This is a genomic window from Rheinheimera sp. NSM (assembly GCF_052380015.1).
Lineage (GTDB): Bacteria > Pseudomonadota > Gammaproteobacteria > Enterobacterales > Alteromonadaceae > Alishewanella.
This window is the reverse complement of sequence record NZ_JBQTCI010000001.1, coordinates 392,855-408,503: the sequence shown is the minus strand read 5'-3', so window position 1 is coordinate 408,503 and position 15,649 is coordinate 392,855. Positions and strand designations below refer to the sequence as shown.

Annotated in this window: 11 protein-coding genes; 9 read left to right on the top strand and 2 right to left on the bottom strand. The window is 52.0% G+C overall.

All coding sequences use genetic code 11. From position 1 onward, the window contains the following. Positions 1–12: 12 nt before the first annotated feature. Positions 13–798: a transcriptional repressor AgaR gene (gene agaR / locus ACTZWV_RS01780; RefSeq protein WP_444784893.1), complete on the bottom strand. Its 786-nt coding sequence runs from the start codon at positions 796–798 to the stop codon at positions 13–15. A gap of 331 nt (positions 799–1,129) precedes the next feature. Between agaR and ACTZWV_RS01775 the strand changes: the two genes are divergently transcribed. The 5 genes from ACTZWV_RS01775 to ACTZWV_RS01755 all read left to right on the top strand — a co-directional run bounded on the left by ACTZWV_RS01775 (position 1,130) and on the right by ACTZWV_RS01755 (position 8,734). After that, the gene (locus ACTZWV_RS01775; RefSeq protein ID WP_444784892.1) at positions 1,130–3,934 is read left to right on the top strand and encodes a TonB-dependent receptor; all 2,805 of its coding nucleotides are present in this window, start codon (positions 1,130–1,132) and stop codon (positions 3,932–3,934) included. A gap of 189 nt (positions 3,935–4,123) precedes the next feature. Then, entirely contained in the window at positions 4,124–5,203 is a 1,080-nt protein-coding gene (locus ACTZWV_RS01770; RefSeq protein ID WP_444784891.1) for a YjgN family protein, read from the top strand. Continuing rightward, complete coding sequence (locus tag ACTZWV_RS01765) at positions 5,203–6,249, top strand: M48 family metallopeptidase (protein WP_444784890.1); 1,047 nt, start codon at positions 5,203–5,205, stop codon at positions 6,247–6,249. The genes ACTZWV_RS01770 and ACTZWV_RS01765 overlap by 1 nt, the downstream gene beginning before the upstream one ends. Positions 6,250–6,323: 74 nt before the next feature. Further along, the gene (locus ACTZWV_RS01760; protein WP_444784889.1) at positions 6,324–7,988 is read left to right on the top strand and encodes an amidohydrolase; all 1,665 of its coding nucleotides are present in this window, start codon (positions 6,324–6,326) and stop codon (positions 7,986–7,988) included. Beyond that, on the top strand, positions 7,985–8,734 hold the full coding sequence (locus ACTZWV_RS01755; RefSeq protein ID WP_444784888.1) for a TrmH family RNA methyltransferase: 750 nt from the start codon (positions 7,985–7,987) through the stop codon (positions 8,732–8,734). The genes ACTZWV_RS01760 and ACTZWV_RS01755 overlap by 4 nt, the downstream gene beginning before the upstream one ends. Positions 8,735–8,793: 59 nt before the next feature. On the opposite strand, the gene ACTZWV_RS01750 is transcribed toward ACTZWV_RS01755, so the two are convergent. After that, complete coding sequence (locus ACTZWV_RS01750) at positions 8,794–9,573, bottom strand: MBL fold metallo-hydrolase (protein WP_444784887.1); 780 nt, start codon at positions 9,571–9,573, stop codon at positions 8,794–8,796. A 167-nt stretch (positions 9,574–9,740) separates the two neighbouring features. Here ACTZWV_RS01750 and cysM point away from each other — a divergent pair, with 167 nt between their 5' ends. The 4 genes from cysM (at position 9,741) to ACTZWV_RS01730 (ending at position 15,647) form a co-directional block, all read left to right on the top strand. Then, a complete protein-coding gene (cysM, locus tag ACTZWV_RS01745; protein WP_444784886.1) occupies positions 9,741–10,625 on the top strand; it encodes a cysteine synthase CysM in 885 nt (294 codons plus the stop codon). 144 nt (positions 10,626–10,769) lie between these two features. Continuing rightward, positions 10,770–12,059: a carbohydrate porin gene (locus ACTZWV_RS01740; protein ID WP_444784885.1), complete on the top strand. Its 1,290-nt coding sequence runs from the start codon at positions 10,770–10,772 to the stop codon at positions 12,057–12,059. A 39-nt stretch (positions 12,060–12,098) separates the two neighbouring features. Further along, the gene (locus tag ACTZWV_RS01735; protein WP_444784884.1) at positions 12,099–13,727 is read left to right on the top strand and encodes a BCCT family transporter; all 1,629 of its coding nucleotides are present in this window, start codon (positions 12,099–12,101) and stop codon (positions 13,725–13,727) included. Positions 13,728–13,763: 36 nt separating this feature from the next. Further along, entirely contained in the window at positions 13,764–15,647 is a 1,884-nt protein-coding gene (locus ACTZWV_RS01730) for a DUF294 nucleotidyltransferase-like domain-containing protein (protein WP_444784883.1), read from the top strand. The last annotated feature ends 2 nt before the right edge of the window (positions 15,648–15,649 follow it).

Sequence of the window (15,649 nt, the reverse complement as noted above, 5' to 3'; positions counted from 1 at the left end):
ACCAATCCCCTGTTACAAGTTAGCTTTATCTATCAGGTGCAATTGCACACCCTGTTTGGTTAATTCTTCGGCATAGTGCTCCGGAATGCCGCAGTCGGTTACCAAAGTGTGTATCGCCCGGCTGGCACAAATCACATGAAAGGCCTGCTGCTCAAATTTGGACGAATCTGTCACGACAATGATCTCGTTGGCAATCTCACACATCAGCCGGTTTAAACTGGCTTCTTTTTCAAAATGGGTGGTTAAACCGGCGCGTAAATCGAAACCGTCCACCCCCAGCACCAGCTTGTTAAAGTTGTAATCGCGCAGACTTTTCTCTGCCACACTGCCATAAAACGACATCGATTTTTTTCGCAGCAGGCCGCCGGTCAGCATTACTTCCACGTCTTCTGACTGCGCCAGCTCCATCGCAATGTTTAAGCCATTGGTCATCACGATCAGATCGCGGCGTTGGCTTAAATTCGCTGCCACCTGCTGGGTGGTCGTGCCCGAGTCCAAGATCACTCTGTCACCGTCATGGATCAGCGCCGCCACTGCCTGGCCCAGCTGTTGTTTTAATGCCGAGTAACAATGCCGTTTTTCTTTCAGTGACAGCTCGCGGCTCAGTTCACTGTTAATCAGCGCACCGCCGCGGGAGCGCACCAGTAGTTTTTTCTGATCCAGCACCGCCAAATCGCTGCGAATTGTCACCTCCGACACCGCAAAATGCTGCGCCAGTTGCTTTACTGCCACCTTGCCCTGTTGCTGCGTCAGCCGGACAATTTCCTGCTGTCGTTCAATGGTATTTAACATGTCCATGCTATTTTCCGTCAGTTTGCTTTCACTATGCCGAACATAGCATGCGGCTTTAGCTTTCAAAAGCTTTCGAAACAAGCAATAGCGGCAAGTATCCGCTGCCAGGCCTGTTCACATGCCGCTATTAGCGGCTTTCGCCTGGCTGACATCACTTTCACTTTACCTTAGCATGCCGCATTTCGAAAACAAATAAAAGTTTTTTTGCACTTCGTTATTGATCATTGTCTATTTTTAGCGCTATAAGTAAATACAAGAAAGCAATAGCACCTTCACTTGCTTTCGTTACAAAGTAGAAAATGGCAACAGCCGTACTAATAACAACAGCGGGGGAAGAATGAACAGCATCACAGCAAAACCAGCCATACTCAGTCTGGCCATCGGCCTGGCACTCAGCACTCAGGTTAACGCTGAGCAACAAAGCGAAACCGGTAGCGAGCAAGATGTAGAGCGTATCCAGGTATCGGGGATCCGCAGCAGCATTAAAGAATCGTTATTTCAGAAACAGAACGCCACCAGCGTGGTTGATCTGGTGGTAGCTGACGATATTGGTAAGTTTCCGGATGAAAATCTGGCCGAAGCGCTACAGCGTATTCCCGGCATTACCATTACCCGTAATGGCGGTGAAGGCCAGAATATACTGGTACGTGGCTTAGGCGGTGGCTATAACGTCACCACACTGAATGGCCGCAAACTGGCATCAGAATTTGCCGGCCGGGATTTTAACTTCGACACTATCGCCTCCGAGCTGGTTAGCGTACTTAAAGTGTATAAATCACCGCAAGCCCAGCTGCCGGAAGGCGGTATAGGTGCCGTCATTGATATTGAAACCCGTAAACCGCTGCAACTGGACGGCCGCACTGTTGCCGCATCAGCTAAAGGTATTTATGAATCCCGTACTGAAGACGTGCATCCGCATGCATCGCTGATTATCGGTGACAAAACCGCTGACAGCCGTTTTGGCGCACTGTTTTCTGCGGTGTATTCGCGTAAAACCCTGCGCGCCGACACCTATTCAGCATCAGGCTTCTTTGACGAAGATGAAGGCTGGGGCGTGGATAGCGCCGGCGTGCCGGTGGATACCAACAATAACGGCGTAATTGATGCAAACGAAACCTATGCCTCGAAGATCCCCAGCTATATGTATTTTGCCAACGCGCAAGACATCCGTGAACGCTTAGGCGCTACCCTGGCACTGCAGTGGCGTCCGACAGATAAGCTGGACCTGAATTTTGACGCCTTATATTCCCGCTACAACACCGACGGCAACCGTTACCAGATCGGCTTTGTCAATTACGATGAAGACTGGACACCGGGCACGCCGTTGTTCAGCGACGCCGAATTTGACGAGTTAAACCGGGTAATTAAAATGCGCCAGACCGGCGAAAACACTATGGTGGAATTGCTGAATATCAGCAGCCCGCGCAAAACCGACACCTATCAGCTGGGTTTAAATGCGCTGTATCAGCTGACGCCGCAGTGGTCTGTTACTCTGGATGGCGCTTATTCGGCAGCCAAGAACCAGAACGCCGGTGATAACCGTTTTATCGTCGCCCGCGGTTTTGTCGATGCTATCGACATCGATTACAGCACAGGCAATATCCTGCCTGATGTCACTATCAGCCCCGGCCTGACAGCAGAGCAGGATTACGGTGCCCACTACAGTTACAACTCCGGTACCGGCGTAGAGGATAAAATCACTGATTTGAAGCTGCTAAGCAACTATGTGCCGCTGGAAGGCTTGATCAGTAAAATTGATGCCGGCCTGCACTATGTTAAACAGACTAAAAGCCAGAGCCAGTTTGCCTCTGCCAACCCCAGCCAGTTTAGCCGCGGCGGCTTTTACCTGACCCGGGATGGCTATAGCTTTGATAACAGCAGTGTCTTTACCAAAGGTGAGTTTGAGTTATTCAAAATTCCGGCTGATGTGTTTGTACCGGCTAATTTTGATAACTTCCTCGACGGCGAAAACAGCATATCGCCCGAGCCCTGGCCCAGTTTTGATTACGACAAACTGCTGGCGTACTACCGCAGCCTGAACGCCGAAGCCGCAGATAACAGCATAGTGGCGGTGCCAAACCGCGCCGGTAGCTATCAGGTAGAAGAAGCTGTCAGTACCGCCTTTGTGCAGCTGACTATAGAACAGGACATGTTCGGCCTGCCGTATATGTTAAATCTTGGCCTGCGTGCCGGCAAAACCGATGTCACCTCCAGCGGCTTTGGCTACGACTTAAGCAAAGTGGTACTGGACAGTGAAGGCCAACCCATCAACAACGACTGGCGCCAGGTATTACCGGTAAGCTACAGTGACAGTTACGCTAATGTGCTGCCCAGCCTGAACTTTAAGCTGCACCTGACCGACAGCTTACTAATGCGGATCTCCGCCGCCGAAGTGTTAAGCCGGCCGGCATTGTATTATCTGCGTTCCTGGGCGGCGCCAAATTTTACCACCCGCGAGCAGGGCTTACCGACGCTGGCTATGGGTAACCCGGGCGTAAAGCCGGAAGAAGCGCGCCAGGCAGATTTAACCCTGGAGTGGTATTACGGTGACAGCAGCGCATTAAGCGGCGGTATCTTTGTGAAAGATATAAAGTCTTTTGTCACTGAGGACAAATTTGCTGCCAATGTGGCCGGCACCGATTATCTGGTGACGACCTCCGTTAACGGCGACTACGGCGCCACAGTCAAAGGCTATGAAGCGGCATGGCAACAATCATTGCAAGACTGGCTACCCGAGCCCTTTAACGGCCTGGGTTTTCAGTTGAACTATACCTTTGTTGACAGCAGCTATGATGAACCGGCATTAAAAGCCAAAGATCTGCCATTTCAGGGTATGTCGGAAAGCTCTTACAACGCCGTGCTGTATTATGAGCAATATGGCGTGCAAGCCCGCTTAGCCTATAACTGGCGCTCTAAGTTTGTTACCAACCCTGAAGATTGGGGCGGCCCGTCGTGGATTGCCGACTACGGCCAGTTAGATGCCAGTTTCAGCTACGACATTATGCCCAAACTTACACTGTTTGTTGAAGCAACCAACTTAACCAACAGCCGCTACCGGGGTTATGTCAAACGCGAAGATCAGGTGAACTATCTGGAACGTTTTGGTACTCAGCTGGCGCTGGGCGTGCGCGGCAGTTTCTAAGCGGCATGTTACGCTTTACAGAACCGACAGCCCTTAACCAAGCAATAAACTAAGGCATGGCGCAATTGACGATTCAATTGCGCCACTACCTTGTTAAATAATAAATAAAAACTATTGCCAACTACATATTGTTGCCAGCTATAATGCCGCTTTTATTTTACACAGCAGCAACAAAAAGGAAGCAGTTATATGGAAAACACCTTCGGCACCACCGCGCCACAGCTCAGCCAGGCGCGCATCAGCAAAGTAGCCTTCAGCGGCCAGGCCGGTGAATTTTTTGGTATTTGGATCGTCAATCTGTTACTCAGCATCGTTACCTTGGGTATCTACAGTGCCTGGGCTAAAGTACGCACCAATCAGTATTTTTATGGCCACACCAGTATAGAAAACCAATCGTTCCGTTACCTGGCCAGCCCGATACAAATTTTAAAAGGCCGCATTATTGCAGTCATTATCTTTGCTTTGTTTTTTGTGTTATCCGCTGTATCGCCAATACTTGCGGTGATATTAGCGCTGGCTTTTTTAATTGCCTCGCCATGGTTACTTGTGCAAAGTTTAAAATTCAATATGCGTATGACCAGCTACCGCAATGTGCGGTTTGCTTTTAACGGTGATTATGCCGGCGCCTTTAAGCACTTTGTCTTGTTGCCGGTGCTGGCAGCATTCACGTTGTATCTGGCCATGCCGTGGGTATTGAAACGGATGGACCAATTTGTTTACGGCAATATCAGTTATGGCGGTAAGCAATTTGAGGCCAACACTGAAACCGGCAATTACTATATCGCTGCCCTGGTGGCCATCGCCGCTGTGGTGTGTGTCGGTATCGCTTTCAGTGTTATCTCAGCACTGGTGATTGGCGCCACAGCCTTCGGTACCGAAAGTAGCTTAAATGGTGTGCTCGGTGTCACCGGCTTTCTGATTTTTGTCATGTACTTTTTAATGCTGACCCTCAGTGGTGCCATTTATCAAACTATGATCCGCAACCATTTATTCGAGCGCACTGCATTGCCACAGATTGTACAGTTCAAATCTGAAGCCCGCGTCATGCCGTTTTTATGGTTAACCATCACCAATTTGCTGGCGATTATTGTCACCTTAGGCCTGGCATATCCGTGGGCCAGGATCCGTAAAGCCAGCTATCTGGCAAGCGTGACTACGGTAGCGGTGTATCCACAAGCCGATTCGCTGGTTGATCAAGTACAACAAAGCAGCAGCGCCTTTGGCGAAGAAGCGGCCGGCTTATTTGATATTGACGTGTCGTTAGCCTGATGCACGCCAGCCACCGGGTTGCCGGGCAATTTCAGCAAGCTGCCAGCAGCATCTTGTATGCCGCGGTGGCAACCATCAGTGCCAGCGGCAGGCTGAGCATAGTTAGTGCGGCGGATCAGCGCAGCCTTTATCAGGCCAGTGCCGACGACTATCGCTTCGGTACTGTGCTGCCGGGGTTAGCAGTAGAACTGCAGCTACGCGATGGTGCAGTATTTGTGCCGGATGACCGCAGCTTTCGCTGGCCACAGCTTAGTGGCAAAGCCAAACTGGCCGCCTGGCTGGAAAGCCACAAGCTGGCTATGGTTGCAGCGGTGTTTTTATCGCCGCTGTTGCTGTGGTGGATTATTGTGTATGCCATGCCGATGGCGGCCAGTGCTGCCGTGCCCCTGGTACCTGACAGCGTAAAACGCCAAATGGGCCAGCAAACTTTTTACAGTTTGCAAAAAACCGTGCTGCAGCCTACAGAGTTAGCGGCACCACAACAGGCCGCTGTGCAGTACCACTGGCAAATGGCATTGCAGCAACTGCCGTTGCAACAGAGCAACTATAAGTTGTATTTGTACAAGTCAGACTTTTTTGGTGCCAATGCTTTTGCCCTGCCTGACGGCACTGTAGTAGTAACCGACGAGCTGGTAAAACTGCTGCACGACAAACCGGATGCGTTACTGGCGGTATTGTTGCATGAGATCGGCCATGTTGAAGGCCAGCACAGTGTGCGTTTAGTGGCACAGTCACTGGGCGCGGCTTTGGTGTTTGGTATTTTGTTTGGCGACCCGGAAGGCATTGCCGAGTTGCTGCTGGGCTCGGGCTCTGTGCTGCTGCAAAGTGCCTTTTCGCGTGATATGGAGCGTGAAGCCGATCAGTTTGCGTTACAGCAACTGAAAGCTTTGGGTAAGTCGCCATCTGCTTTTGCCGATGCCATGTCAGCACTGCTGAGCGAACACGGCGATAGTGATGGCAGTTCTGCCAGCTTGTTAAAATACCTCAGCTCCCACCCTGATACGCGCGAGCGTATAGAGCAGGCAACACAGCACCACACCGACTGAACCACCGTGCCGGATTCCGCCGGCGCGGTTTTATTGCTATAGTTGGCAGCAAAACCAAACAGAGACAATACCTTATGTTGCGCTTTGCCAGCTTAGCTTGTGCGTTATTTACTACCGGCCTTTTTACCGGCAATCTCAATGCTGCGCCGGTGGTACTGTCAGATATTAAAGGTTACGGCTTTGACCAGCAACGCCAGCTGCAGCAGTTCAGCGTGCTGGTATTTGATGATGCAAGCGGCAAAGTATTGGCACGTGGTGATGCCAGTGTAGCAGCCGGCTATCCGCAGGCTAAGCAACTGGCCGGCAACGGCAAAACCTTGCTGCCGGGTTTAATCGACGGCCATGGCCACGTATTGGGGCTGGGGCAATATTTAGCCGAGGCAGAATTGCGCGGCAGCGCCAGCGAACAGGACGCCGTAACACGGGTAGCACAGTTTGCCAAGGCCAATAAAGACGCCCCCTGGATTATCGGCCGTGGCTGGAACCAGGTATTGTGGCCGGACAAACAGTTCCCTACCACCGCCCTGCTCGATGAGGCCATCAGCGACAAACCCGTGTACCTGACCCGGGTTGATGCCCATGCCGGCTGGGCTAACAGCAAAGCGCTGGCGCTGGCAGGGATCAGCAAAGACACTATAGACCCCCCCGGCGGCGAAATTATCCGCGACAGCAAAGGTAACCCCACCGGGGTATTAATAGACAACGCCATGGCGTTGGTAGCACAACATATACCCGAACCGGATAAAAACGACACTTTGCGCGCCCTTAACGTGGCCTTTTCGCACTTGCTGGCGCTGGGCATTACCAGTGTGCACGACGCCGGCGTCGACACCGATACGGTAAAGCTGTATCAGCAACTGGCGGCAGAGCAAAAGCTACCAATGCGGATCTACCCGATGCTATCGGCGCGCGACCCGCAGCTACCGCAGTGGCTGCAAGCCGGTATTATTGATGACCCCAGCGACTTTCTCGATATCCGCTCGGTAAAAATTTATGGCGACGGCGCCCTGGGCAGCCGTGGCGCGGCCTTGATCGAACCCTACAGCGACCAGCCGTCGCAAACAGGCCTGCTGGTAACTCAGCCGGACCAATTAACGCAAATTATGCAAATGACGATAGATGCTGGTTTTCAAACTAATGTGCATGCGATAGGCGATTTAGCCAACCGCTTAGTGCTGGACCGCTTTGAACAGCTGGTGCCGGCAGATAAACGCGAATCAAGCCGGCATCGGGTTGAGCATGCGCAAATTGTGTCACCCAAAGATATACCGCGCTTTGCCAAACTGCAGGTGTTGCCAGCGATGCAAGCGGTGCATGCTACCTCAGATAAAAATATGGCCGGCGATCGCTTAGGTGTAGCGCGGCTGCGTGGTGCTTACGCCTGGCGCAGTTTTATTGATCAGGGCAGCATTATTGTTGGCGGCTCGGATTTTCCGGTCGAACTGGCCAATGCCTTTCATGGCATTCATGCCTCGGTTACGCGGCAAAGCCAGGATAACCAGCCGGAGGGTGGCTGGCTGCCGGAGCAAAAACTCAGCTTAACTGAAGCGCTACGCTCTTTTACTGTTGACGCCGCTTATGGCGCTTTTCAGGAGACCAGCATGGGCAGCCTGGCGCCGGGTAGCTGGGCTGACTTTATCCTGGTAGATCGCGATATCTACAATATTCCCTCCGAGCAATTATGGCGGGTAGAGGTAGAGCAAACCTACGTTAATGGTAAACAGGTATTCGCTAAATGATCAGCCAGAAGTGGAGCAAGTTAATCCGCTCCTTACAGCAAAAAAAATACCGCAAAGCCGAACAACTGTTTTTTGTTGAAGGCGAAAAAGCCGTGCTGGAATTGCTGGCCTCCGGCTGGCAGGTAGAAGCTGTTTTTGCCACCGACAACTTTTTACAGCGTCACCCGCAGCAAGTAACCACAGCGGCACTGGTGCAACAATGCAGCGCCGATGAACTGGTAAAAGTGGGCACTTTTAGCAGCAATGATGCTGCGCTGGCGGTGGTGAAAATGCCGGCACAGAGCGATTTTGTGCCGCATAGCCACGGCTTTGTGTTGGTGCTGGATCAGATCAATGACCCGGGTAACCTGGGTACTATTATCCGCATTGCCGACTGGTACGGCATTAAACATATTGTCTGCTCGCCGGATACTGCTGACTGCTACAACCCCAAGGTGATTGCCGCCGCCAAAGGCTCGTTTTTACGGGTGCAACTGCATTATCAGCCGCTACAGCCGCTGCTGGCACACAGCACACTGCCGGTATACGGCGCTTACCTCGGTGGAGAGTCAGTACACAGCCTTAAGCTAAACGGACAAGGCGGTTTTATCGTACTGGGTAACGAAGCCAACGGTATCAGCGCAGAGTTAGAGGGCGTGATCAGCCGTAAAATTACCATTCCCGCCTTTGGTGAGGCAGAGTCACTGAATGTGGGTATAGCGGCAGCAGTGATCTGCGATAATTTGCTGCGGCTAAGCCAAAAATAGGTTCGCGCCGGCAACAACGCTGTTAAACCGATATCAGTCGGCTCAGTAACACGGCGTTGTTACACACCCTTTTCGATGACTGTCAGCGTTCTTTCGATAAAACGTTCAACGGCAGGCTGCGGAATAAAATCCGTTTTATGTTCCGGGTTAAACTTGCTCAGGATGCGCTGTATTTCAGCGTTATTTTTAATCTCACTGACTGTCAGGCCCTGATCGTGCAGCACTTTTACTTGTGCAACCCACTGCAGGGTGTTTTGCCGGAACAGCTTAAGCTGCTGCTTGTCGGTTGGTTTACCGTGGCCCGGTACGATAAGGCTGTTTTCATCGCCTAAGTTTAAGATGGTATCGACAGCGGCGACAAAACCGGCTACGCCTCCGGCATAAAACGTCGGGTGCCAGTTGGTGGTATAAATATCGCCGACAAAAATAGTATTGCTAGGCTTATGCACAAAGATGGCATCGTTGGCAGTGTGTGATTTCACTGTCATGCTGTCAAAATCTGCGAAAGCAGCTGTAGATTGTATCAACTCACTGCCAGCGGCAATAAAATAGGCATTGCCACCGCTATGATCACTATGCTCATGCGTGTTGAGAATATAAGTTACTTGCTTAGCAAAGATACTCTTCACCTGCGCACTTAACGCCTCCAGCTGATTTTCGCCCGGCATCGGGTCAATCAGCACTACTCCTTTTGCGGTGTTAAACAAACCGATATTGGTCGCATACGCCGGTGTTAATATATAGGCATTAGCTGAGCGTTTAGTGACGCTAGTATCTGCCGTATCGGCAAAGCCGGACAAAGGGCAAATTAACGCTATAAAAAATAAGATGATTTTCATTCAGATCCCTTTATGAAAATAAAAGCTGTCAACCACACAACCTAGCCTGCTTTGCCTGGTTTGACAATAACCTGCTATTGGCAACTCAGCGCTTAAGCATTAACAGCCAGCTGGCTTTGGGCTACACTGGCGGCAGTGTTTTCCTCTTTAACCCGGCGGCTTTGGCTATGACTTTTCCTACTCTTGAACACACCATTGGCAACACCCGGCTGGTGAAATTGCAGCGCATGGCGGCGCATACCAACAGTACCGTATTGTTAAAGCTGGAAGGCGATAACCCGGCCGGTTCGGTAAAAGATCGCCCGGCGCTGAATATGATAGTGCAGGCCGAACTGCGCGGCACTATAAAGCCCGGCGATCGCATTATTGAAGCCACCAGCGGTAATACCGGTATTGCTTTGGCAATGGCGGCGGCGATTAAAGGCTATGCCATGACGCTGATTATGCCGGATAACGCTACTGAAGAGCGCAAAAGCAGTATGCGCGCTTATGGCGCCGAGTTGATACTGGTCACTAAAGAGCAAGGCATGGAAGGCGCGCGCGATTTAGCCCTGCAGATGCAGGCACAAGGTAAAGGCATAGTGCTGGACCAGTTTAATAACGCGGATAACCCGGCAGCGCACTATGCCGGCACCGGGCCGGAGATTTGGCAGCAAAGCCGGCAGCAAGTAAGCCATTTCGTGTCCAGCATGGGCACCACCGGCACCATTATGGGCGTGTCGCGCTACTTAAAAGAACAAAATCCGGCGATCCAAATTATTGGCCTGCAACCGGCTGAAGGTGCCAGCATTCCCGGTATCCGCCGCTGGCCCGAGGCCTATTTGCCGGGCTTCTTTGATAAAAGCCGCGTCGATCAGATTATTGATATCAGCCAGCAGGATGCGTTAACTGCGATGCGCCGCTTAGCGCGCGAAGAAGGCATCTTTGCCGGCGTCAGCTCCGGCGGTGCCGTACATGCGGCAATACAGTTGGCCGAGCAGCACGATAATGCCGTAATAGTGGCGATTATTTGTGACCGCGGCGATCGCTATTTGTCTTCCAATATCTTCTGAAGATAGCCGGTTTAACCCGGCCACAGCTATTTTAACCAACTTTTTTGGTCAGAATAGTTGGCCGCGTAATTTGGTCTTAGCAGCAAATTGCGCTATCCTTTAAAGCCCCCCTGCTTTAAATCTGATACAAAATAAGGATTTACTATGTTCTCACCTCGCAGTATCAGTCTGATCGCTGCCGTTGGGCTATGCCATTTCTCTGCCCATGCCACTGAAACCGATGACATTAAACAGCAACTGGCAGCGCTGAAGGCGCAAATTGCCGCCCTGGAACAACGCTTGGCAGAGCAGGAAGTTGCCGGCGAAAAAGCCACAGCACTGCTGGCGCAGCAACAGGCTGACACAGCTGACAATGCGGCTGATGCCGACAAAGACGGTATTAATGTCGGTGGCGCTATCCGCACCAATTACAGCCATACCTCGTACAGCGACGGCAATAAAAACCGCGGCGGCGACTTTGCTTTTGATATTTTCCGGCTGAATTTAAACGGCAGCATCGGTGATGTGCTGCTAAATGCCGAGATCCGCTTTTTTGACTATATGACCGCGGTAAAATACGCCTATGTTGGCTATCAGCTAACGGAAGACTGGCAGGTACAGGCCGGTATTACTCAGGTGCCTTTTGGTAACTGGCCATACAATTCGCATAACTATTTTTTCAGCACTAACTATTATTTGGGGCTGGAAGATGATCATGACCTGGGCATTATGTTTAAGCGCCAACTGGCCGACAACTGGCAGTTGGATCTGGGCTTTTTTAAAAATGATGAACTGGGTGGCGTTGATGGTTATGTCAGCAGCCGCGCTGATCGCTACTCGTACGACGTGGTAGGCTACCGCCAGGGCGATGACGGCATTTATGACGACCCGACACAGCCATTGGGCGAATACAATACGTTCTCCGGCCGTTTTGCCTATCAGTTAGAGCACAGCAGCGACTTTACCACGGAGCTGGGTGTCTCAGCCTTAGCCGGAGGCCTGCACAACGGCAGCTCACGCGCCGGCAGTTATAATGCCTGGGCGTTGCATTTAAACAGCCACTACCAGCGCTGGAACCTGCAATTACAACATGGTGAATACCATTACAACATCGACGATGTTGACCGTATGGCTGTAGGCGCTTATGCCTTTTATGACAGCATTGCCGCCAAAGCCAAAACCAGCACCGTTAACCTGGCCTACAGCCTGCCCATTGAGTGGGGTCCGGTAACCGGGCTGCAGTTTTATAACAACTATGGTTTGGTATACGACAAATCAGACAACAGCCGCGACACGATGATGAACGTCACCGGTTTCTCTGTAGCCGCCGGCGGCCTGTTTACCTATTTTGATTTAGTGCATGCCAGAAATCAGCCCTTCGTTGGCGGCAGTGCTGCCGGTGACAGCAGCGAAACCGAACGCCGCTTCAACATTAATATCGGCTACTACTTTTAACAAAGGCTGCGGCTTTGAGCACAGAACAAGGACAACAGCATGACTGATTATAAAGATCCGATGATCCCGGACGGTAAAGTTAACCCGATAGATACCGATTACCAAATAGGCCAGGACAATATCCTGGTAAAAGTCGGCCCGTTCGGCCTCGATATTCATAACAGAGTGTTTTTAATTTCTGCATTGGTAGTGGTGTTGTTTGTCGTACTGACCATCAGCTTTCAGCAACAGGCAGGGCCGGTGTTCACCAGTATGCGCGGCTGGCTGACAGCCAACCTCGACTGGTTTTTTATTTCTGCCGCCAATATTTTTGTCCTGCTGTGTTTAGGTTTAATAGTGTCGCCACTGGGCAAGGTGCGCCTCGGCGGTACCGAAGCCACACCGGACTTCAGTTACGCCGGTTGGTTTTCCATGTTGTTCGCAGCCGGCATGGGCATTGGCCTGATGTTTTATGGCGTGTCTGAACCGCTGTCGCACTTTAGCAGTGCATATGGCGGCGTTAGCATAACCGATGGTGTGCGCACCGATTGGGCCCCGCTGGCCGGTGCTGCCGGTGATGCGTTAGCCGCCGAGCGATTGGGCATGGCGGCCACAATTTACCACTGGGCACTACACCCCTGGGCTATTTACGCCATTTTGGCACTGGGATTAGCGCTGTTTTCCTTTAACAAGGGTTTACCGCTAACCATCCGCTCGGTGTTTTATCCGCTGCTGGGCGAGCGCATTTGGGGCTGGCCCGGCCATATTATTGATATTCTTGCTGTGTTTGCCACGCTATTTGGTTTAGCTACTTCGCTGGGGCTGGGTGCATCACAAGCCGGTGCCGGCTTGCATTATCTGTTTGACTGGCCGCAAGGCAGCACCACGCAAATATTGCTGGTGGCAGGCATTACCGCCATAGCGCTGATCTCCGTATTGGCCGGGCTGGAAGCCGGAGTAAAACGCTTATCTGAAATTAATATGCTACTGGCGGCATTACTGCTGCTGTTTGTCATTATTGTCGGGCCTACGCTGGCCATCGCCAGCGGCTTTGTTGCCAACCTGGGTGCTTATTTGCAGCATTTGCCGGCACTGGCCAATCCGTTTGGCAGGGAAGATGTTAATTTCTCGCAGGGCTGGACCGCATTTTACTGGGCCTGGTGGATCAGCTGGTCACCTTTTGTCGGTATGTTTATCGCGCGGGTATCGCGTGGCCGTACCGTGCGGGAATTTCTAATTTCTGTGCTGTTAATCCCTTCATTGGCCTGCGTGCTGTGGATGACGGTATTTGGCGGCACTGCAATTAGCCAGGTGGTGCAACAAGGCTACGAAGTAGCAGCCGGTGCCGAGTTACCGTTACAACTGTTTGCCATGTTAGACGTATTGCCACTGGCGCAAATCAGCTCTTTTATTGCCATTATTCTGGTGGTGGTGTTTTTTGTTACCTCGTCTGACTCCGGCTCACTGGTGATTGATACCATTGCCGCCGGCGGTAAGGTAAATGCTCCCACGCCGCAGCGCGTATTCTGGTGTACCTTTGAAGGTCTGGTCGCCGTGGCACTTATTCTGGGCGGTGGCCTGGTGGCCTTACAGGCTATGGCGGTGTCTACCGGCTTTCCGTTTACGCTGGTCTTGTTGGCGGCCTGTGTGGCGGTGGTAAAAGGCCTGATGTCTGAGCCCAGAGCCTGATGCGGTGAATAATATGGCTGGTGGAAACTAACCCTGATGGAAATAGAGCAAATTGAAATATTGCAATTTCTGCAGCGGCATTCGCCGTTTCAGGAGTTGCCGCCGGAGCAACAACTGCAGTTAGCGCAAAGTATTAATGTCGGCTATTTTCAGGCCGGCAGCGAGATACTGCGCTATAACGAGCCGCTGCAGGCGCTGCACCTTATTCGCAGTGGCGCGGTAGAAACCTTTCGTCGCAACGGCGATTTATATAACCGTTTAAGTGAAGGCGGTATTTTCGCTGAGCAAGGCCTGCTGCGTGGCGGCAAGGTACGCTTTCCGGCGACCGCGCTGGAAGATACGTTAATTTACTTTATTCCCGATAACGTATTTCAGCAGCTGTTTGACAGCAATGAGTTTTTTGCCGATTACGTTGAAGTAGGCGATACCGAACGGCGTAAATCGACCAAAGCGGCAAAGCAGGCCGAAGCCGATCTGCTCAGCGCGAAAATCAGCACCCTGTTACAGCGTGAGCCGGTGTGCCTGGCCAGCAGTGCCAATGTCTGGCAGGCGGCGCAAACCATGACAGAGCATGGCGTGTCCTGCTTGCTGATCCTGCATGATAGCGGCGCTGAGCAAAGTGCTGAAAAAGCTGCTAAGCGAGGTACCTTGGCCGGTATTATTACCGACCGCGATATCCGTTCACGCTTAGTGGCGCCAGGGCTGAAATCAGAAACCTGCGTCAGCGACATTATGTCCACCAGGCTGGTGACCATTGACCAACACCAGTATCTGTTTGAAGCCATGATGCTGATGCTGCGCCACAATGTGCACCATCTGCCGGTGCTGCAGCAGGCGCGGCCGGTAGGCGTATTGGCACTGTCGGATATTATCCGTTACGAGTCGCAAAACAGCTTGTTTGTGGTCAGCAGTATTTTCCGCCAGCAATCGGTAGACGAGCTCAGCGCACTTGGCAAAGATGTTAAAGCCTGCTTTGTGCGGATGGTCAATGAAGACGCCAACTCGCATATGATTGGCAGCGCCATGGCCGCCATTGGCCGCAGTTTTAAACAGCGGCTGCTGGAGCTGGCCGAACAGCAGCTTGGCCCGCCGCCGGTGCCGTACTGTTTTTTAGCGCTCGGCTCGATGGCACGCGACGAGCAGCTGATTGTTACCGATCAGGACAACGCCCTGGTGCTGGATAACAGCTTTGATCCGGCAAAGCACGATGCTTATTTTCAGCAACTGGCGGCTTTTGTCTGCGACGGCCTGGCCGCCTGCGGTTACAGCTATTGCAGCGGCAATATTATGGCGACTAACCGACAATGGCGCCAGCCGCTGCGGGTATGGCAGCAATATTTTACCGACTGGATAGAACAGCCCGATGCCGAACGTTTGCTGCACGCGAATATCTTTTTCGATTTAGACGCCGTTTGGGGTGAAACCCGCTGGGGCGATGAGTTAAATCAGCTGATAGCCACAGCAGCAAAAAACCGGCCGCAGTTTCTCGCCTGCATGACCCGTAATGCGCTGCAACGCACACCACCGCTGGGCTTTTTTAAAGACTTTGTCATGGAAAACGACGGCCGGCAAAATAACAGCCTGAATATTAAACGCCGCGGCACAGCGCCAATGGCGGATCTAATTCGCGTGCATGCGCTGGCGATTGGCTCTTTGGCAACCAATTCCTTTGAACGGCTACGCGATATTATTGTCGCCAGGGTGCTGCCCAACGGCCGCGGTGAAGATTTACGCGACGCCTTTGAAGTGATCGCCATGACACGCATCCGCCAGCAAGCTCTGGCCTTGCAGGCCGGTGAAACACCAGACAACAACGTGGTGCCGGAGCGGTTATCTGAATTTGAGCGTAAGCATTTAAAAGAGGCGTTTTCAGTGCTGAGCAATGCGCAAAAATTCCTTAAATTTCATCTGCGGGCCTAAGC